The sequence below is a fragment of the Kocuria oceani genome (genome assembly GCF_029524215.1).
GTDB lineage: Bacteria > Actinomycetota > Actinomycetes > Actinomycetales > Micrococcaceae > Kocuria > Kocuria oceani.
The window spans coordinates 1-19,807 of the sequence record NZ_JARAMH010000035.1 but is presented as its reverse complement, the minus strand read 5'-3'; the positions used below and the strand labels follow the sequence as shown (position 1 = coordinate 19,807).

15 protein-coding genes, 1 tRNA gene and 1 pseudogene are annotated in these 19,807 nt (G+C 74.6%); 12 read left to right on the top strand and 5 right to left on the bottom strand.

The features are described 5' to 3' along the window. Positions 1 to 474, top strand: a 474-nt coding sequence (locus PU704_RS19410) for a hypothetical protein (RefSeq protein ID WP_277552733.1), incomplete at its 5' end; no start/stop codon positions are given. Between the two features lie 227 nt (positions 475 to 701). On the opposite strand, the gene PU704_RS19405 is transcribed toward PU704_RS19410, so the two are convergent. The 3 genes from PU704_RS19405 to upp all read right to left on the bottom strand — a co-directional run bounded on the left by PU704_RS19405 (position 702) and on the right by upp (position 3,303). After that, a complete protein-coding gene (locus tag PU704_RS19405) occupies positions 702 to 1,241 on the bottom strand; it encodes a SixA phosphatase family protein (protein WP_047803144.1) in 540 nt (179 codons plus the stop codon). 94 nt (positions 1,242 to 1,335) lie between these two features. Continuing rightward, a complete protein-coding gene (locus tag PU704_RS19400) occupies positions 1,336 to 2,160 on the bottom strand; it encodes a winged helix-turn-helix domain-containing protein (protein WP_277552730.1) in 825 nt (274 codons plus the stop codon). A 507-nt stretch (positions 2,161 to 2,667) separates the two neighbouring features. Next, positions 2,668 to 3,303, bottom strand: a complete 636-nt coding sequence (upp, locus tag PU704_RS19395) for a uracil phosphoribosyltransferase (protein WP_047803146.1) — start codon at positions 3,301 to 3,303, stop codon at positions 2,668 to 2,670. Positions 3,304 to 3,417: 114 nt separating this feature from the next. On the opposite strand from upp, the gene tadA reads away from it, so the two are divergent. The 10 genes from tadA to PU704_RS19345 all read left to right on the top strand — a co-directional run bounded on the left by tadA (position 3,418) and on the right by PU704_RS19345 (position 17,401). Next, complete coding sequence (gene tadA / locus PU704_RS19390) at positions 3,418 to 3,939, top strand: tRNA adenosine(34) deaminase TadA (RefSeq protein ID WP_277552728.1); 522 nt, start codon at positions 3,418 to 3,420, stop codon at positions 3,937 to 3,939. Between the two features lie 29 nt (positions 3,940 to 3,968). Beyond that, positions 3,969 to 4,058, top strand: a tRNA-Ser gene (locus PU704_RS19385). Between the two features lie 166 nt (positions 4,059 to 4,224). Continuing rightward, a complete protein-coding gene (locus PU704_RS19380) occupies positions 4,225 to 5,058 on the top strand; it encodes a thioesterase family protein (RefSeq protein WP_277552726.1) in 834 nt (277 codons plus the stop codon). Positions 5,059 to 5,159: 101 nt separating this feature from the next. After that, positions 5,160 to 5,486, top strand: a complete 327-nt coding sequence (locus tag PU704_RS19375) for a 2Fe-2S iron-sulfur cluster-binding protein (protein ID WP_047803157.1) — start codon at positions 5,160 to 5,162, stop codon at positions 5,484 to 5,486. Between the two features lie 85 nt (positions 5,487 to 5,571). Continuing rightward, positions 5,572 to 8,442 (top strand): FAD-binding and (Fe-S)-binding domain-containing protein, encoded by a 2,871-nt coding sequence (locus PU704_RS19370; protein ID WP_277552723.1) that lies wholly within the window; start codon positions 5,572 to 5,574, stop codon positions 8,440 to 8,442. Between the two features lie 145 nt (positions 8,443 to 8,587). Next, on the top strand, positions 8,588 to 9,397 hold the full coding sequence (locus PU704_RS19365; RefSeq protein ID WP_277552721.1) for a DUF4232 domain-containing protein: 810 nt from the start codon (positions 8,588 to 8,590) through the stop codon (positions 9,395 to 9,397). Beyond that, complete coding sequence (locus PU704_RS19360) at positions 9,387 to 14,465, top strand: Lhr family ATP-dependent helicase (protein WP_277552719.1); 5,079 nt, start codon at positions 9,387 to 9,389, stop codon at positions 14,463 to 14,465. The genes PU704_RS19365 and PU704_RS19360 overlap by 11 nt, the downstream gene beginning before the upstream one ends. Before the next feature lie 27 nt (positions 14,466 to 14,492). Then, positions 14,493 to 15,332, top strand: coding sequence for a DNA-formamidopyrimidine glycosylase family protein (locus PU704_RS19355; protein WP_277552717.1), 840 nt, complete (start codon positions 14,493 to 14,495; stop codon positions 15,330 to 15,332). 183 nt (positions 15,333 to 15,515) lie between these two features. Next, a complete protein-coding gene (locus PU704_RS19350; RefSeq protein WP_277552715.1) occupies positions 15,516 to 16,991 on the top strand; it encodes a stealth family protein in 1,476 nt (491 codons plus the stop codon). A 77-nt stretch (positions 16,992 to 17,068) separates the two neighbouring features. Then, on the top strand, positions 17,069 to 17,401 hold the full coding sequence (locus PU704_RS19345; RefSeq protein ID WP_047801475.1) for a carboxymuconolactone decarboxylase family protein: 333 nt from the start codon (positions 17,069 to 17,071) through the stop codon (positions 17,399 to 17,401). 54 nt (positions 17,402 to 17,455) lie between these two features. Here the strand turns inward: PU704_RS19345 and PU704_RS19340 are convergent, their stop codons facing one another. Next, positions 17,456 to 18,586, bottom strand: a complete 1,131-nt coding sequence (locus PU704_RS19340) for a pyridoxal-phosphate-dependent aminotransferase family protein (protein ID WP_277552713.1) — start codon at positions 18,584 to 18,586, stop codon at positions 17,456 to 17,458. 291 nt (positions 18,587 to 18,877) lie between these two features. On the opposite strand from PU704_RS19340, the gene PU704_RS19335 reads away from it, so the two are divergent. After that, a complete protein-coding gene (locus PU704_RS19335; RefSeq protein ID WP_047803749.1) occupies positions 18,878 to 19,372 on the top strand; it encodes a nucleoside deaminase in 495 nt (164 codons plus the stop codon). A 49-nt stretch (positions 19,373 to 19,421) separates the two neighbouring features. On the opposite strand, the pseudogene PU704_RS19330 reads toward PU704_RS19335, so the two are convergent. After that, positions 19,422 to 19,807: pseudogene (locus PU704_RS19330) on the bottom strand (hypothetical protein); the annotation flags it as partial.

Below are 19,807 nucleotides of genomic sequence, written 5' to 3'. Positions count from 1 at the left end.
AAGAACGGCGAGGTCGACGTGGTCGTGAAGTACCGCCACCACGGCGAGTGGAAGTCCAAGGAGTACGACGACGTCGAGCTCAAGAAGGCCGCCTCCATCGCCAAGGAGAAGGCCGGCGGAGGCGACTGGCACAAGTACCACCGCGACGCCAAGTACACCGACAAGACCGACAAGACGGTCAAGACGGTCGACAAGAAGGACCTCAAGGTCCTCTTCAAGCAGGACGAGGACGGGGAGCGCAAGAACGGCGAGGTCGACGTGGTCGTGAAGTACCGCCACCACGGCGAGTGGAAGTCCAAGGAGTACGAGGACGTCGAGCTCAAGAAGGCCGCCTCCATCGCCAAGGAGAAGGCTGACGGGGGCGACTGGCACAAGTACCACCGCGACGCCAAGTACACCGACAAGACCGACAAGACGGTCAAGACGGTCGACAAGAAGTGGGTCAAGGTCCTCTTCGAGCAGGACGAGGACTAGGACCCCCGCTCCCGCAGCTGAATCAGTGATGTGACCACCGAGGGTGCCCGTCCGGCGGACGGGCACCCTCGGCCGTGCCGCCGCAGTCCCAGGGGTCGGCCCAGCACGTCCACGAGGCAACGGCGCGGCCTTCCGGGGCCCGCTCCCGAGCCGGCGGTGGTCCCGCCGCTCACCCGGGCCGGGCTGCGGCCGTGCCGCTCACGCGGGCCGGGCTGCGGCCGTGCCGCTCACCGGTCCCCGGGCGAGGGCCGCGGCACCGTGAAGTCCACGAGACGCGCGGCGGCGCCGTCCAGCTCCGCCCAGGAGCCGGGGACCTCGAGGACCGCGAGCCCGGACGTGGGACAGCCGTCGGCGAGGGCCATCACGGCGTCGTAGTCGGAGTCCGGGGTGGCCAGACGCAGGGCGGCGTCCCGCAGGCCGGGCAGGTGGCCGATGAGCAGGAGGGACTCCACGGTGTCCGGCACGTGGTTGACGGCCGCGATGATCCGGGCGTCCGGCGCCGCGTAGAGCGACTCGTCGAGCCGGGCGGTCGGGGCGAGGTCGCCCAGGACGCTGCACACCCAGGTGCAGGTCTGCCGGGCGCGCAGCGCGCTCGAGCACAGGATCATGTCCGGGACGTGGCCCTGCGCCAGCAGCCAGTGGCCCGCCGCGGCGGCGTCCTGCGCCCCGCTCCGGTGCAGCGGGCGGTCGTGGTCGGTCACACCCCACGGGTGCTCCGCCTCCGCGTGGCGCATGAGGACGAGCTTCTTGCGGTCGTGGCGGGTCATCGGTTCATGATGCCACGTGCCCGACCGGCGTGGGGCGGCCCCGGCACCCCCGCACCGCGGGGAGGAACCGGGGCCTGCACGGACCGGACGGGAATCAGATGGAGTACTCGGGGGCCGCCCACACGACGACCTCGGGGTGCTCGTAGAAGCGGTAGCCCTGACCGCGGACGGTGCGCACGGTGTTGGCGAGCCGGCCGAGCTTGGAGCGCAGGCGCCGGATGTGCACGTCGATGGTGCGCTCGTTGGGCACCTCCTCCGAGTCCCGCCACAGGCTGTGCAGCAGCTCGTGGCGGCCCACGGTGCGGCTGCCGTTCTCCACGAGGTAGTTCAGCAGCTCGAACTCCTTGAAGGTGAGGTTGAGCAGTCCGCCGTCGAGGAAGACCTCGCGCCGGGAGAGGTCGATGAGCACCCCGGTGGACTGGTTGGTATTGGTCTCGGGCGCCGGCGCCGGTGCCGCGGGAGCGGTCGGGCGCACGGCCCCGGAGGTCGGGTCGCCGAGGGCGTTGCGGACGACCTCCAGGTCGCTGCCGGTGGTGTTCGCCGGGGCCAGGGCCACGGCGGCATAGGAGTCGGCCTCCGGGACCAGCTGCTGGGCGTAGGCCCGGATGCTCTGGACCATCTTGACCAGCGAGGTGCCGTTCGCCGCGGCGGTCTCCTCGTTCAGGCCCACGTAGATCACGAAGCCGCGGGCCTCGTTCTCCTGGACCTGCGGCCGCGGCGCCGCGTCCCGCTCCAGACGAGTGGGCAGAGGCTGCTCCCCCGGCGCGGCCGGCATGGTCCCCAGCGTGCTCCGGAGGCTGCGGTAGTCGGCGGGCGCGCCCGGCGCCCGTTCGGGAGCCGCGGCCGGACGGCGGGCACCGTGGGCCTCACTCGTGCGGGTGCGCTGAGAAATGTGCACGTATCCCGGTGTACCTGGCATCTGGTGCCCCTCGTCTCTGCGTCGTGCGATGGACGTCTCCCGTCCACCCGGGCCGCTCCGCCCCTCGGACCGACCCCACCACTTCCAGCTCCCGGATCACCGGCTTCGGACTTCTCGGGGACCGTCCCCGCGAAGCTGACAGATCCCTGACAGTGGCGTTGATCTCATGGTCCATCAGGCCCCGGGAACTCGCAAGTAATAATCCTGACACTTTCTCAGGATGTGAGACACGAAGGACAGCAGTCCGGGCCGCCCACCAAGATGAACCCTCTTCACCTCCCCTCCGGCCCCGTTGCAGGGGACGAAACCGCGGAAAGCCAGCACTACGGGCGGTCGGCACCCTGTCACACAGGTCACACGCACAACCTGCTGCGATTGTCAAGACGCCGAATGCGTTCACCAGTCCATCTCAGTATTCGGACACGCGCGTCCGGCGACGGCAGAGGCCCGTCGATCGGGTCGACGGGCCTCTGTGGCGGCGGATCCGCGGGATCTCCGGGTCGGGGGTCAGTCCACCACGCCGTAGAGGCGGTCACCGGCGTCACCGAGCCCCGGGACGATGTACGCATTCTCGTCGAGCCGTTCGTCCCTCGCGGCCAGGACGATGTTCACCTCCGAGTCCCCCAGCTCCTCCTCCAGGGCGGCCAGCCCTTCGGGCGCCGCGAGCAGGCAGACGCACGTGATCTGCTCGGCGCCGCGGCGGTAGAGGAACTTGATCGCCTCGCGCAGCGTGCCGCCCGTGGCCAGCATCGGGTCCAGGACGAAGACCTGGCGCCCGGTCAGGTCGTCGGGCAGTCGCTCGGCGTAGGTGATGATGTCGAGGGTGTCCTCGTTGCGGGCCATTCCCAGGAAGCCCACCTCCGCCGTGGGGACCAGGCGGGTCATGCCCTCGAGCATGCCCAGGCCCGCCCGCAGGATCGGCACGACGAGCGGCCGTGGCTTGGACAGCCCGGTGCCGGTGGTCCGGGTGACCGGCGTGTCGATCTCCACCGGTTCCACGCGGACGCCCCGGGTGGCCTCGTACGCGAGCAGCGTCACGAGCTCCTCGACGAGCAGTCGGAACACCGGGGAGGTGGTGTTCTTGTCCCGGAGGACGGTCAGTTTGTGCGCCACCAGAGGGTGGTCGAGAACGGTCACTCGCATGCAGCAAAATTACCACCGGGGTCCTGCGACCCCCGCCGGGCCCCGCCCCGGCCAGCGGGCCCCGTCCGGAGCAGCGCCGGGCGAGGACCAGCACAGGACCAGGAGAGGACCAGGATGGCACTGCCCCCGCGCACCCGGGACGAGGCCCGCGCCGAGGAGTGGATGCGGCTGGCCCTCGCGGAGGCCCGCGCCGCCCTCCAGACCCAGGACGTGCCGATCGGCGCCGTCGTCGTCGCCCCGGACGGGACGGTGCTCGGCCGCGGGCGCAACCGCCGGGAGGCCGACGGCGACCCCACCGCCCACGCCGAGGTCCTGGCCCTGCGGGAGGCGGCGCGCGCCCGGGGCACCTGGCGGCTCGACGACTGCACCCTCGTGGTGACCCTCGAGCCCTGTGCGATGTGCGCCGGGGCGGTCGTCCTGGCCCGCGTGCCCCGCGTGGTGCTCGGCGCGTGGGACGACAAGGCCGGGGCCGCGGGCTCCGTGCTCGACGTGCTCCGGGAGCGCCGGCTCAACCACTGGGTGGAGGTCACCGGGGGCGTCCTGCAGGAGGAGTGCTCGCGGCTGCTCCTCGACTTCTTCGCCGGGCACCGGCGCGGCGGGCGCGAGGACGCCGGACCGGCGGCTTTTGGCGCTTGAGCGCGCCAGCCGGTACAGTACTGCGAGCTGGTGACGTGTCCGAGCGGCCGAAGGTGCATCACTCGAAATGATGTTTGGTGTAAAAGCCAACGAGGGTTCAAATCCCTCCGTCACCGCCAGTCGAGAAGGGCCCCACTCCTCCGGGAGCGGGGCCCTTCTGCGTGCCCGGCCGCCGTCCGCCGCCGCGGGGCCGCCCCTCGCGCCGCCGGCGGGCCGGCCGGCACCGGCTACCGTGGTGCCGGTCACAGCCCGCCGTCCGGCGGGCGGGAGAGGAAGAGACGCAGCATGACGACGTCGGCACAGGCAGTAGGACACCTGGGAACGGACGGGGAGGAGTACCCGGACGCCTACTTCGTGCGGCTGGACGCCACCCGCTTCCGCTCCACCCTGCACGCACAGGGCGCGTGGAACGAGGCGGAGCAGCACATGGGCGCCGCCTCCGGGCTGCTCGCCCACGCGGTGGAGGTCGACCACCCCCGCGCGGACCTGCAGCCCTCGCGGTTCTCCTTCGACATCCTCGGCTTCATCCCCGGCGGCGAGGTCGAGGTGACCACGCGCGTGGTCCGCCCGGGCCGCACGATCGAGCTGGTCGAGGCGACGATGAGCCAGGGCGGCCGCTCCTGCATCCGGCTCAGCGTGTGGCGGCTGGTCCGCGGCGGGACCGCCGCGGTCGCCGGGACGCACCGGGAGGCCCTGCCGCCCGTGACGAGCGCCGCGCCCACGACGATGACGGGGCGGTGGCCCGGCGGGTACATCGCCTCGCTGGAGGGCCGCACCGTGCGCGAGCACCGGCCCGGCCGGGCCGCCATGTGGCTGCGCGCGCCGCACGCCGTCGTCGCCGGGGAGGAGGTCTCCGCCACGGCGCAGTTCCTCGCGGCGGTGGACGCCGCCAACGGCATCGCCGTGCGGGTCGGCCCGGACGAGCTGGCCTTCCCCAACGTGGACCTCGGCGTGCACCTGGTGCGGGAGCCCGTCTCGGCCTGGGTGGGCCTGGACACGCACGTCACCTTCGGACCGACCGGGGTGGGCCTCACCGAGTCCGCGCTGCACGACGAGGCCGGCTACCTCGGCCAGGTCGCGCAGTCCCTGACCGTGCGGCCGCTGCCGGCCACCGGCTGAGCCCGCTCCCGTCCGGGACGCCCTCCGCGCGACCGTACAATGGGCGGCGGGATTTCCGACGTCGAGACCAGGGGCCGCCGCGCCCCGAGGAGGCCATCGAAGTGAGCAGCATCAACATCACCGTGATCGACCGCGAGGGCAACCGCACCGAGGGCGTCGAGTGGAAGGACTTCGAGAGCCTCATGGAGGCCCTCACCCGCCACAAGTACCCGATCCTCGCCACCTGCGGCGGCAACGCGTCCTGCTCCACCTGCCACTCCTACCTGGACCAGGGCTCCTTCGCCAAGGCCAACGAGATCAACGACGAGGAGGAGGACCTCCTCGACATGCTCGACGACACCCGCCACGACACCTCCCGGCTCAGCTGCCAGGTCGAGTGGTCCGAGGACCTCGACGGCGCCGAGGTCACCATCGCCCCCGAGTGGTGACCCGCCCGTCCCCGCGGGGACGGCACCCCCGACTCTGACCAGCCCCCGGACGGACCGGCGTCGCCGGCGCGCAGGAAGTGGACCCATGACCGAGATCCGTGACGACCTCACGACGCGCGCCGCCTACGTCTCCGACGCGTCGATCTACCGCCGGCTGCCGGCGGCGGTGGCCGAGCCGCGCAGCGTCGAGGAGGTCCGCGAGCTGCTGGTGCTCGCGCACGAGCGCGGCTGGCCGGTGGTCTCGCGCGGGGGCGGGACGTCGGTGGCGGGCAACGCGATCGGCGAGGGCCTGGTGATCGACACCTCCCGGCACTTCAACCGGATCCTGTCGATCGACCCCGAGGCGATGACCGCCACGATCCAGCCGGGGGTGATCTGCGACCAGCTGCGCGCGGCGGCCTCCGAGTTCGGCCTCACCTACGGGCCGGACCCCTCGACGCACTCGCGGGCCACGGTCGGCGGGATGGTCGCCAACAACGCCTGCGGCTCCCACTCCGTGGCCTGGGGCACGTCCGCGGACAACCTCGTGTCGCTGACGGTCATGCTCGCCGACGGCCGGGAGGTCGAGCTGCGCGAGGGCGGGACCTCCGACCCGCAGCTCGACCGGGCGCTGACCGGGATCCGGGACCGTCACCTGGCGATGCTGCGCACCGAGCTGGGCCAGTTCCCCCGGCAGGTCTCCGGGTACGGGCTGCACTACCTGCTCGGGGAGAAGGGCTTCGACACCGCCAAGGCCTTCGCCGGGACGGAGGGCACCTGCGGGATCATCACCGAGCTCACCGTCCGCCTGGTCCGCAAGCCGGCCCACACCGCGCTGGCCGTGCTGGGCTTCCAGGACGCGTTCGAGGCGGCGACGGCGGCCCCGAAGCTGCGGGTGCCCGGGGTGTACACGATCGAGGGCATGGGCTCCGACCTGCTCGACGCCCTGCGCACCCGCCCCGGCCAGGAGCGCGCCGGCGGCGAGCTGCCCCGCGGCGGCGGCTGGCTCTACTGCGAGGTGGGCGCCGACACCCTGGAGGAGGCCGAGGCCCGGGCGCGGGAGCTGCCGGGGCTGGTGCCCGAGAACGTCGTGGACTCCGTGACCGTCTCCGACGCGGCCGAGGCCAAGGCGCTGTGGCGGATCCGCGAGGCCGGGGCGGGCATCGTGACCCGTCTGCCCGAGGGCGGGGAGGCCTGGCCGGGCTGGGAGGACTCCGCGGTCCCGCCGGCGCGGCTGGGCGAGTACCTGCGCGACCTCTACGACCTGCTGCACGAGCTCCACCTCACCGGCATCCCCTTCGGGCACTTCGGGGAGGGCTGCGTGCACATCCGCATCTCCTTCGACTTCGGCACCGAGGCCGGGATGGCGACCTACCGCACGTTCATCGAGCGCGCCGCGGCGCTGGTCCACCGCTACGGCGGCTCGGTCTCCGGGGAGCACGGCGACGGCCGCGCCCGCTCCGAGCTGCTCTCGACCATCTACTCCCCCGAGGCCCTGGCCGCGTTCGCGGAGTTCAAGCGCGTCTTCGACCCGGACGGGTTCTTCAACCCGGGCGTGCTCGTGGACCCCGAGCCCATCGACCAGGGCATCCGTCCCGGCCCCGGGGCGCGGACGTTCGAGCTCACGCCGGTGCACGCGTTCTCCCGCGACGGCGGATCGTTCTCCAGTGCGGTGAACCGGTGCGTGGGCGTGGGCTCCTGCCGCTCGGACGTGGGCGCCATGTGCCCGTCCTTCCAGGCCACCCACGACGAGGTGCACTCGACCCGGGGCCGCGCCCGGTCCCTGGCCGAGATGCTGCGCGGGGAGTCGATCACGGACGGCTGGAAGTCGAAGGAGACCCTCGAGGCCCTGGACCTGTGCCTGTCCTGCAAGGCCTGCGCCACCGAGTGCCCGGTCAACGTGGACATGGCCACGTACAAGGCCGAGTTCCTGCACCACCACTACCGGCACGGCCTGCTCTCCTTCCTGGGCCGGGACCGGCGGCCCATGGCCCAGTTCACGATGGGCTGGATGCCGCTGCTGATGCGGATCGTGGAGAAGGTGCCCTTCTCCTTCCGGCTGATCAACCTGCTGGAGTCGAACCGGGCGGTCGAGGAGCTGACCAAGCGCCTGGGCGGGATCGAGCCGAAGCGGCGGATGATCTCCTTCGTCGACCAGCCCCTCACCCGGTGGTTCCGCGGCCGGTCCGCCGCCCGCCGCCCCGGCGACGACGCCGACGGCCGGCCCACCGTGGTGCTGTGGCCGGACACGTTCACGAACTTCGCCGCCGACGCCCCCGGCAAGGCCGCCGTGGAGGTGCTCGAGGCCATGGGCTACCGGGTGCTGCTGCCCATGGACAACGTCTGCTGCGGGCTCACCTGGCACTCCACCGGGCAGCTGGACATGACGCAGAAGGTGCTGCGCGACACCCTCGACGTGATGGAGCCGCTGCTGGAGGCCGGGTACCCGATCATCGGCCTGGAGCCCTCCTGCACGGTGATGCTCCAGGACGAGATCACGGAGCTGCTCCCCGGCGACGCCCGGGCCCGGCGCGTCTCCGAGCTGACGACGACGATCGGCGCGTTCGCGGCCCGCCACCTGGCCGAGGGCGGACCCTGGCCCTTCCGGGAGCTGGCCACCGAGGCGGGTCCCGCCGAGGCCGTGTGCCAGGTGCACTGCCACCAGAACTCCATGCTGGGCTACGGGCCCGAGCTGGAGGTGCTGGCGAAGCTGGGCGTGGACACCGCCGTGGTCGGCGGCGGCTGCTGCGGCCTCGCCGGCAACTGGGGCTTCGAGCCCGGCCACTACGAGGTCTCGCAGACCCTCGGCGAGCGGGAGCTGTTCCCCGCGATCCGCGCCGCGGCCGACGGGACGATCGTGCTCGCCGACGGCTTCTCCTGCCGCACCCAGATCGCCCAGGGCACCGGCGCCGACGGCGTCCACCTGGCCGAGGTGATGCGGGCCGCGCTGCCCCCGGCGGAGGCCGGTGGGCGGTAGCCCCCGCCCCGGCCGCGACACCGGTCCCGGCGGCGGACGCGTCCGGCCGGGGTGTCGGTGGCCCTGCCTAGAATGAAGGCCCTGGGAGGGCCCCCTCCTCAAGGCGTGGCCCGCCACGACGTCCGCACGAGGAGGATATCCCCCCATGTCTTCGCTCTCCCCCGCTGCCCGCCCCGTTCTGGGCGCCCTCGCCCTCGCCTCGGTCCTGGCGCTGACCGCCTGCGGCGCCGCGCAGCCGGAGCAGGCCGGCTCCGCCGCCGCCCCCACCACGAGCAGGAGCGCCGCGGCGGCCCCGGCCGCGTCCGGCGGCGCGCCCGCGGACGGCGCCGACGCGTCCCCGGCGGACGGGCCGGCCGGCGAGCGGGCCACCGCGGCGCCCACCGCCCCCGATGCAGATCCCGCGGAGCCCGCCCCCGGGCCCACCGGCGCGGCGGGGCGCGGCGGGGCGACCACGGACGAGCTTGCCGAGGAGCCCACCGAGGATCCCACCGGGGAGATCGCCGAGGACGCCGGCGAACCCGCTCGCGGCGCCGCCGCCGGCCGCGCCGGCTGGTGCGCGACCTCCGCGCTCGGGGTCTCCGCGGCACCGGCCGGCGGTGCCGCGGGGTCGGTCTGGGTGGACGTCACCGTGACCAACACGGCCGCGGAGCCCTGCGTGCTCGGCGGCTACCCGGGGGTCTCCTTCGTGGACGCCGACGGCACGGCCCTCGGCGCCCCGGCGGTGCGGGACACCGGCGTCCCCGGGACCGGCAGGCAGCTGGCGCCGGGCGAGTCCGCCACTGCCGCGCTGCGGATCGGCCAGGCCGCCGTCCACCCCGGGTGCGAGGCCCGGGAGGCCGCGGGACTGCGCGTCTACCCGCCCGAGAACACCCGCTCCGTGGTGGTGCCCTTCCCCGCCGAGGCCTGCACCGGCCCCGGCATCCAGCAGCTCGAGATCCAGGGCTTTGGCACCTGATCCGGCGCTGAGCCTGTTCACCGAGCACACCCGGGCCTGGTTCTCGGGTGCGTTCGCCGCGCCCACGGCCGCCCAGGAGGGCGCCTGGCGGGCCATCGCCGCGGGACGCCACGCGCTGATCGTGGCGCCCACCGGCTCCGGCAAGACCCTGGCCGCGTTCCTGTGGGCCCTGGACCGCTTCGTGGCCGAGGCGGCGCCGGGGCCGGCCGCGGCGCCGGGGCCGGCCGCGGCGACCGGGCGGCCGGGGACCGTGGACACCGCGTCCGCGGCCGGCCCCGGGGGCGCCGTCCCCGCCGCACCGGCCGCGGACGCGGGGAGCCTGCGCACCAAGGCCCGCTCCGCGGCCGCCCGGGCCGAGCGGCGCGGCACCCGGGTGCTCTACATCTCCCCGCTCAAGGCGCTGGGCGTGGACGTGGAGCGCAACCTGCGGGCCCCGCTGATCGGGATCTCCCAGACCGCCCGGCACGCCGGCGTCGAGCCGCCGGAGGTCAGCGTGGGGGTCCGCTCCGGGGACACGCCGCAGGCCGTGCGGCGGGCCCTGCTGTCCAGCCCGCCGGACATCCTCATCACCACGCCCGAGTCGCTCTACCTGATGCTCACGTCCAAGGCGCGGGAGACCCTCACGGACGTGCACACCGTGATCGTCGACGAGGTGCACGCCGTGGCCGGCACCAAGCGCGGGGCGCACCTGGCGCTCACCCTGGAGCGGCTGGACGCCCTGCTGGAGAAGCCGGTGCAGCGCATCGGGCTGTCGGCCACGGTCGAGCCGGTCGAGACGGTCGCCCGGTTCCTGGGCGGGCGGGAGCCGGTCTCCGTCGTCGCGCCGCGGGCGGAGAAGCGGTGGGAGCTCACGGTCTCGGTGCCGATCCCGGACATGACCGTGCTGGGCGGTCCCGCCGCCTCCCCGTCCCTGGCCGGATCCGGCTTCGGCGACGACGACCTGGACGCCCTCGCCCCCACGACCACCGCGTCGATCTGGCCGCACGTCGAGGAGCGGGTCGTGGACCTGGTGCTGGAGAACCGCTCGACCATCGTGTTCGCCAACTCCCGCGGCCTGGCCGAGAAGCTCACGGCACGGCTCAACGAGATCTACGCCTTCCGCCTCGAGCACACGGACCCGGACGGCAGCCCGGACGGCGACGGCACGGAGGCCGCGTACGGGACCGGCAGCGGCCCGCACGACGACGCAGCACCCGGGGTCCCGGCGGGCTCCGGGCCGCAGCAGCTCGGGGACGTGCTGCGCTCCGCCCTGGCCGGGCGGGATCCGTCCGCGCCCGGCGGGGCCGCCGAGCCCGCGGACCTGCGCCGGCAGACCGGCCGGTACGAGGGCGCGGCCCCGGTGCTGGCCCGCGCCCACCACGGGTCGGTCTCCAAGGACCAGCGGGCGGTCATCGAGGACGACCTCAAGACCGGGCGGCTGCGCTGCGTGGTGGCCACGTCCTCCCTCGAGCTGGGCATCGACATGGGCGCGGTGGACCTGGTGGTCCAGATCGAGGCCCCGCCCTCGGCCGCCTCGGGGCTGCAGCGCGTGGGCCGCGCCGGCCACCAGGTCGGGGAGGTCTCCCGCGGCCGGTTCTACCCCAAGCACCGCGGGGACCTGCTCGACGCCGCGGTGACGGTCGAGCGGATGCTGCAGGGCCGGATCGAGCCGCTCGCCGTCCCGCTGAACCCGCTGGACGTGCTGGCCCAGCAGACCGTGGCCGCGACCGCCCTGGGACCGGTCGAGGTGGAGGAGTGGTTCGACACCGTCCGCCGCTCCTCCCCGTTCCTGACCCTGCCCCGCTCGGCCTTCGACGCCACCCTGGACCTGCTCTCGGGCCGCTACCCCTCCGACGAGTTCGCCGAGCTGCGCCCGCGCATCGTCTGGGACCGGAAGACCGGCACGATCGAGGGCCGCCCCGGGGCGCAGCGGCTGGCGGTGACCTCGGGCGGGACCATCCCGGACCGCGGCCTGTTCGCCGTGTACCTGGTCGGCGAGCAGGACGGGAAGAACTCCAAGCGGGTGGGCGAGCTCGACGAGGAGATGGTCTACGAGTCCCGCGTGGGCGACGTCATCGCCCTGGGCGCCTCCAGCTGGCGGATCGAGGAGATCACGCACGACCGGGTGATCGTCTCCCCCGCCCCGGGGGTCCCCGGCAAGCTCCCGTTCTGGCACGGGGACGGCCCCGGCCGGCCCGTGGAGCTGGGCCGCGCGGTGGGCCGGTTCAACCGGGAGATCGCCGGGGCCGCCGAGGACGAGGCTCGCGCCCGGCTGCGCGCGGCCGGGCTCGACGAGTGGGCCGCCGACAACCTCCTGGCCTACGTGGGCGAGCAGAAGGAGGCCGTGGGGCAGGTGCCCTCGGACCGGCTGTTCGTCGTCGAGCGCTTCCACGACGAGCTCGGGGACTGGCGGGTGGTGCTGCACTCGCCGTTCGGGATGCCCGTGCACGCCCCCTGGGCGCTGGCCGTGGGCGCCCGGCTGCACGAGCGCTACGGCCTGGACGGCTCCGCGCAGGCCGCCGACGACGGCATCGTGCTGCGCGTGCCGGCCATGGAGGACGAGCCCCCGGGGGCGGGGCTGTTCCTGTTCGACGCCGACGAGCTGGACCGGATCGTGACCGAGGAGGTGGGCGGCTCGGCGCTGTTCGCGTCCCGCTTCCGGGAGTGCGCCGCCCGGGCCCTGCTGCTGCCCCGGCGCGACCCCGGCCGGCGCACGCCGCTGTGGCAGCAGCGTCAGCGCTCCGCGCAGCTGTTGGACGTCGCCCGGAAGTACCCGCAGTTCCCGATCATCCTCGAGACGGTGCGCGAGTGCCTGCAGGACGTCTACGACCTGCCCGCCCTCAAGGAGCTCCACCGGGCCGTGGAGCGCCGGGCGATCCGGGTGGTGGAGACCACCACCGACCAGCCGTCCCCGTTCGCCCGGACCCTGCTCTTCGGCTACGTCGCCCAGTTCCTCTACGAGGGGGACTCCCCGCTGGCCGAGCGCAAGGCGGCGGTCCTGTCCCTCGACGCCGCCCTGCTCAACGAGCTCCTGGGCCGCGCCGAGCTGCGGGAGCTGCTGGACCCGGAGGTCCTCGAGCGCACGGAGGCGGAGCTGCAGCGCCTCGCCGCCGACCGCCGGCTGCGCGGGCTCGAGGGCGCCGCGGACCTGCTGCGCCTGCTCGGCCCGCTCACCACCGCGGAGGCCGCACGCCGGCTCCAGGACCCGGACGACCCGGAGGCCGCCTGCCCCGAGGACACCGCCGCCGGCTGGCTGGAACAGCTCGTGGCCGCCAACCGCGCCCTGCGGGTGCACCTGCGCGGCGTGGAGCACTGGGCGGCCATCGAGGACGCCTCCCGGCTGCGCGACGCCCTGGGCGTGCCCCTGCCCATGGGGGTGCCGCTCGCGTTCGTCGAGCCCGTCGAGGACTCGCTGGCCGACCTCGTCTCCCGCTACGCCCGCACGCACGGGCCCTTCACCGTGGACGAGGCCGCGGCCCGGCTCGGACTCGGCACGGCCGTGGTGCGGACCACCCTGGAGCGGCTGGCCGCGGACCGGCGGGTCGTCGAGGGCGAGTTCCGGCCGGCGCGCACGGACGCCGGCGGGCCCGGCCCGGCCGCCTCCGAGTGGTGCGAGGCGGAGGTGCTGCGCCGGATCCGGCGCCGCTCGCTGGCCGCGCTGCGCCGCGACGTGGAGCCGGTCCCCGGGCAGGTCTACGCCCGGTTCCTGCCCGCCTGGCAGCACGTGGGCCGGGGCCACCAGCTGCGAGGCGAGGACGGCGTGCTCACGGTGGTGGACCAGCTCGCCGGCGTCGCCGTCCCGGCCTCGGCCTGGGAGCCGCTCGTGCTGGCGGCCCGGGTGGCGGACTACCGCCCCGAGCTGCTGGACGAGCTCACCGCGTCCGGGGAGGTCCTGTGGTCCGGGGCCGGCTCCCTGGCCGGCGACGACGGGTGGGTGTCGCTGCACCTGAGCGAGGCGGCCCAGCTGACCCTGCCGCCCGCCGAGACCCTCGCCGTGGCGGCCGCCGCCCTGGACTCCACCCTCGAGCGCCGGGTGCTCGACGTCCTCGCCCCCGGCGGCGCCTGGTTCTTCCCGCAGCTGCTCGGGCTGCTCGAGGCCGACGGCGACCCGGTGCCCGCCGGGGAGCTGACCACCGCGCTGTGGAACCTGGTCTGGGCGGGGCTGATCACCAACGACACCTTCCTCCCGGTGCGCTCGCTGCTCTCCGGCGGGCAGGCCGCCCACCGGCACCGGGCCAAGCCCCCGCGGGGCCGCTCCACGGTCCGCCGCGGCGCCGCCCGGCTGCGGCCCGGCGGCGCCGCGTCCCGGCCGGGGGTCGGCGGGGCGCTGCGGGCCGCGAGCGGTCCGGCCACCCTGGAGCGGCACGACTCCCCGCTCGTGGCCGGGCGCTGGTCGATGCTGCGCCCGGAGCCGCTCGAGCCCACGCTGCGGGCCTCGGCCACCGCCGAGCTGCTCATGGACCGCTACGGGGTGGTGACCAAGGGGCCCGTGGCCGTCGAGGAGATCCCCGGCGGCTTCGCCACGGTCTACAAGGTGCTCTCCACCCTGGAGGACACCGGCCGCGCCCGCCGCGGCTACTTCATCGAGGGGCTCGGCGCCGCCCAGTTCGCCCAGCCGGCCACCGTGGACCACCTGCGCACGTTCAGCACCGACGACCAGGTGCGCGCCGAGGAGCCCGTGGCGCTGGCCCTGGCCGCGACCGACCCCGCCAACCCCTACGGTGCCGCCCTCGAGTGGCCGGACCCGGTCGCGGCGACCGCCCCGGGCGGCGAGGACGCGCCGGCCGGCCGGCACCGGCCCGGGCGCAAGGCGGGCGCCGTCGTCGTGCTCGTGGACGGGGCCCTGGCCCTGTACGTGGAGCGCGGCGGGCGGACCGTGCTCGCGTTCACCGAGGACGCGGACGCCCTGGCCGCCGCCGGACCGGCCGTGGCCGGCACCGTGCGGCGGGGCGCGGTGGACAAGCTCACGGTCGAGAAGGTCAACGGGGCCCCGGTGCTCGGCCCCGGCCCTCTCGAGACCGCCGTCCGGGAGTCCCTGCTGGCCGGAGGCTTCTACTCGACCCCGCGCGGACTGAGGATGCGCCGGTGACCGGGGCGCCCGGAGAAGGAGGCCGTCGTGCCCGAGGGTGACACCGTCTACCGCCAGGCCGCGCTGCTGCGCCGGGCCCTGGCCGGTCAGGTCCTCACGCGCAGCGACCTGCGCTTTCCCGCGATCGCGACCGCGGACCTCTCCGGGCGCATCGTGACCGCGGTGGTCCCGCGCGGCAAGCACCTCCTGATCCGCGTGGACGGCGGCCCCGAGGCCCTGGTGCCGCTGAGCCTGCACTCCCACCTGCTCATGGAGGGCATGTGGCACGTCTATCCGCGGGGGGCCCGCTGGCGGCGCCCCGGCTACCAGGCGCGCGCGGTCCTGGAGACCGCCGCGGCCCAGGCGGTGGGCTTCGACCTCGGGATGCTGGACCTCGTGGCCACGGCGGACGAGGACGAGCTCGTGGGCCATCTCGGCCCGGACCTGCTCGGCCCCGACTGGGACCGGGCGGAGGCCCTGTCCCGGCTGGCCCGGCACCCGCGCCGGCCCGTGGCCGCCGCGCTGATGGACCAGCGCAACCTCGCGGGGATCGGCAACGTCTACCGCAACGAGATCCTCTTCCTGCGGCGGCTGCACCCCTTCACCCCGGTGGCCGCCGTCGAGGACCTCGGGGCCGTGGTGGACCTCTCCCACCGGCTGCTGCACGCCAACCGGGACCGCTCCCAGCGCTCCACCGTGGGCGGGCCGGCCCGGCGCGGCGAGCAGTTCTGGGTCTACGGCCGCGGCCGGCAGCCCTGCCGCCGCTGCGGGACCCCGATCCGGGAGGCCCGGATCGACGACGCCGAGCTCGCCCCCGGCGAGACCCACCCCGGGCCCCCGCAGGACCGGGCGCTGTGGTTCTGCGAGCGCTGCCAGCCGGCCCCGTGACGGCGGGCGCCCGCGGGGTCTTATCCTGGGAGCGCCGCAGCCGCTGACGAGGACCAGGAGACCACCATCGACGCCACCACGCTCGACACCGCCTACTTCCCCGCGCCCGAGGACGGGCCCGACGGCGAGGAGTTCCGCAGCGCGTCCCGCGCCTCCGCCGCGGCGCTCGACGAGCGCCCGGACGTGGTCCGGTACAAGGGCCGCTTCGCCCTGCGCATCACCGACCAGACGCCCCACGACGTCATGGTGCAGAACCTGCTCTTCCTGCGCCGCGTCCTGGAGGGCGCCGGGATCGACCACCTCCTGGTGCGGGGCAACGACGAGCGGCCCGTGGTCGCGGTGGACCTGCACGACCGGGCGCGGCTGCGCGAGGCCCTGGTGGAGGCGGCCCTCGGCGAGCCGTACTACGTCAAGCCCATGGACACCAAGAAGCAGACCTCCGAGCTGCTCGCGGACGGGGAGCTCACGCACCGGCGCAACGCCCGCGTGTTCCGGCTCTACCGCCCGCACTACTCGAAGCGCTCGAAGCTGTACTACGGCGCGGCGACCGGCGTGCAGATCGAGCTGTGGGAGTTCGGCGAGCACGAGATCCGGCTGCCGGTGGAGAACTCCCTGACCCGCCGGTCCGTCTCCCGCGCGGAGGCCGTGCGCGGGAGCGTGGAACGCTTCGGCCTGCCGTGGCCGACCATCGAGAACATGTTCGCCGACCACGCCAGCGACATCGACTTCGACATCGACATGGTCTTCTCCTGGGTGGACGGCTCCGACGCCGAGTACCGGCGGGTCCGGGCCTCCTACATGGAGGACGCCGTGGTCGGGGAGGGCGACGACCACGAGGCCCGCTTCCGGCAGGTCGACGAGCTCAAGTACGCCCTGCGCTCGGTGCACATGTTCGCCCCCTGGGTCCGCACCATCTACATCGCCACCGACTCCCGGCCCCCGGCCTGGCTGGCCGAGCACCCCCGGGTGCGCGTGGTGCGCAGCGAGGAGTTCTTCGCGGACACCTCGGTGCTGCCCGTCTACAACTCGCAGGCGGTCGAGGCGCAGCTGCACCGGATCGAGGGGCTGTCCGAGCACTTCCTCTACTCCAACGACGACATGTTCTTCGGCCGCCAGCTCGGGCCCGCCCTGTTCTTCTCCCCCGGCGGGGTGTCGAAGTTCGTGGAGGCCAGCACCCGCATCGGCCTGGGCGAGGGGCACCCCGAGCGCTCGGGCTTCGAGAACGCGGCGCGGGTGAACCGGAGGCTGCTCTGGGAGCGCTTCGGCCGGATCACCACCCGGCACCTGGAGCACTGCGCCGCCCCGCTGCGCCGCAGCGTGGTGGCCGAGATGGAGCAGGAGTTCCCCCGGGAGTTCCTCCGCACCTCCTCCAGCCGCTTCCGCGCCGCGGAGAACATCTCGGTGACCAACTCGCTGTACCACTACTACGCGCTGCTCACCGGCCGGGCCGTGACCCAGGAGACCGCCCGCACCGAGTACGTGGACACCACCACCCGGGCGGGGCTGCAGCAGATGGACAGGCTGCTCGGGCGGCGGAGCCTGGACATGTTCTGCCTCAACGACGGCAGCTTCCCGGAGGTGCCGTCGGCCGAGCGGGCCGAGCGGATGACCGCGTTCCTGGAGCGGTACTTCCCGGTCCGGGCGCCCTGGGAGAGGTGACCGGGCCGGGCGCCGGGGGTGGGCGGCCGGGGCCGGTCCCGGTAGCCTCGGGACATCCGACCCGGAAGGACGTCACCGTGACCGACCACTACCACTCCCCGGACGACCTCAAGCGCCTGCCCGAGTTCAAGGAGCTCGCCCCGCAGGAGTTCCAGGCCTTCGCCGCCTTCGACGGCACGATCGGGCGGGAGGGCGGGGCCATCGACCAGCTCCACCGCGAGCTCATCGCGGTAGCCGTGGCCATCAGCTCCCAGTGCCCCTACTGTCTCGAGGTGCACGTGACCCAGGCCAAGAAGGCGGGGGCCTCGAAGGCCCAGATCGCCGAGGCGGTCATGGTCGCCGCCGGGCTGGGCGCCGGCGCCGCGGTCACCCACGGCACCATGGCCGTGCGGATCTTCGACGAGGCCTGATCCCGGTCCCGTGCCGCGGCGTGCCCCGGCCGGGGCACGCCGCGGCACGGCGGCTCAGACCGGCAGCGGGGTCTTCCGCAGCGCCTCCTGCAGGGCGCCCAGGACGAGCGCCACGGAGCCTGCGTGGGCGTTGGGGCCCATCAGCCCGATCCGCCAGACCGTGTCGGCGTACTCCTTGACGCCCGCGCCGATCTCCAGCGAGTAGTGCTCCAGCAGGTGGGCCCGGACCGCGGCGGAGTCGACCCCCTCGGGCACCTTCACGGTGGTCAGCTCCGGCAGTCGGTGGCCCTCGGCGGCGAACAGCTCCAGGCCCATCTCCTGCAGCCCGTCCTGCAGGGCGTCGCCCGCCGCCTGGTGGCGGGCCCACACGTTCTCCAGGCCCTCCTCGGAGATCCGGCGCAGCCCCGCGTCCAGGGAGGCGATCATGGCGGTGGGCGCGGTGTGGTGGTAGGTGCGGGCCCGGCCCTGCGCCTCCCCCACGTAGCCGCCGAGCATGCCGAGGTCCAGGTACCAGGACCGGGGATGGCGCACCCGGCGCTCGAACGCGGCGTCCGAGATCGTGAACGGCGCCAGCCCCGGGGCCACGCCCAGGCACTTCTGGGTGCCGGCGTAGCCGAGGTCCACCCCCCACTCGTCCGCGCGCAGCTCGATGCCGCCGATGGACGTGACGGCGTCGACGAGCAGCAGGGCGTCGCCCTTGAGCTCCCCCAGCGCGGCGATGTCCGAGCGCACGCCCGTGGAGGTCTCGGCGTGCACCGCGGCGATGATCTTCGGGGCCGGGTGCGCCTCGGCGACCTGCTGGGGGTCTATCGGCTGCCCGTACGGGAAGTCCACCCGCACCACCTCGGCGCCGCACCGGGCCGCGACGTCGCACATCCGCTCCCCGAAGAGGCCGTTGACCGCCACGACGACGACGTCGCCGTCCTCCACGGTGTTGACGAAGGCGGCCTCCATGCCGGCCGAGCCGGTGGCGCTCAGCGGCAGGGTGCGCCGGTTGCGGGTGCCCCAGACCTCGCGCAGACCGTCGCAGGCGCTGTCCATGATCTCCAGGAACGCGGGGTCGAGATGCCCGAGCAGCGGAAGGGCCAGCGCGGCCGTGGCCTCGGGATACGGGTTGGACGGGCCGGGGCCGAACAGGTGTCGCTGGATCACGGGCACGGAGCGCTCCTCACACGGACGGGTCATCGGGTCGGGAGCCCAGCCTAGCCGGGACGTCCTCCGGCACGGAGCCGGGCCACCGGTCCGGCGGCGGCGTGGCGGCCGCGCCCGCGCGCGGTCCCCGGGACCGCAGGGGCGGCTGTTGTGGAGCGGGACACTGCCCGGTAGCCTCTGGACTGGCCCACGGCGGGTCCGGGCGACCGGACTATCTACCAGGCAGAACTGCACCATCGATCACGCAGCGGCCGCCGTCGGCGCGTCTCCCGGTTCTGGCTCGGCGAGCTCCCCAGCGGCATCTGCCTCACCCGGGAGATCCGCATGAGCACGAACGAGACCACTGTTCCGGCCGAGGCCCGGCAGTTCCTGCGCGAGGCCATCGCGCTCGCGGTCGACAACGCCAAGGCCGACGGCGGGCCCTTCGGCGCCGTGGTCGTCACCGCCGACGGCCGCCGCTTCTCCGGCGTCAACCGTGTCACCGCCGACAGCGACCCGACCGCGCACGCGGAGGTGGTCGCCATCCGCACCGCCTGCCGGGAGCTCGGCACGTTCGACCTCTCCGGGGCGACCCTCTACGCGAGCTGCGAGCCGTGCCCGCTGTGCGTGTCCGCGTCCCTGTGGTCCCGCCTGGACGCGGTCTGGTTCGCGGCCGACCGGCACGACGCCGCGGCCGGGGGCTTCGACGACGCGGAGTTCCACGAGTACTTCGCCCGGCCGGTGGAGGAGCGTTCGCTGCCCGTGCGCCCCGTCGACCTCCAGGAGCGCACCGCGCCCTTCGAGGCGTGGGCGGCGAACACGGCCCGCACCGCCTACTGAGGAGCGGGCCCCGGCACGGGCCGGGGCCCGCACCGGAGGCCCCCGGCCATCAGGGCCCGGCGGCGGCCGGCGCGCCCGGCCGCTCGGCGGCGCGGCTCACCCGGACGGCGCCGGCGCCCCGGGCGACCCCGGAGCCCTCGAGCTCCTCGCCGGTGTCGACGGCGTCGGCGCCGTGGACGACCTCGATGACCGCGGGATCTCCGAGGTCCGCGGGATCCTCCGGATCATCCGGGCCGCCCACGTCCTCGGCGGCGTCCTCGGCGGCGTCGACGGCCTCGGCCATGGCGTGCAGGAAGGCGGTGACGGTGGCGGCCTGGTCGGGGTCCAGGGCCCGGGCGGCGGCCAGCATGCGTTCGTGCATCCGGCCCAGGGTGGTGCGCACCTCGCAGTCGGCCTCGGCGGTGGCCACGATCACCAGGGCGCGGCGGTCGGTGG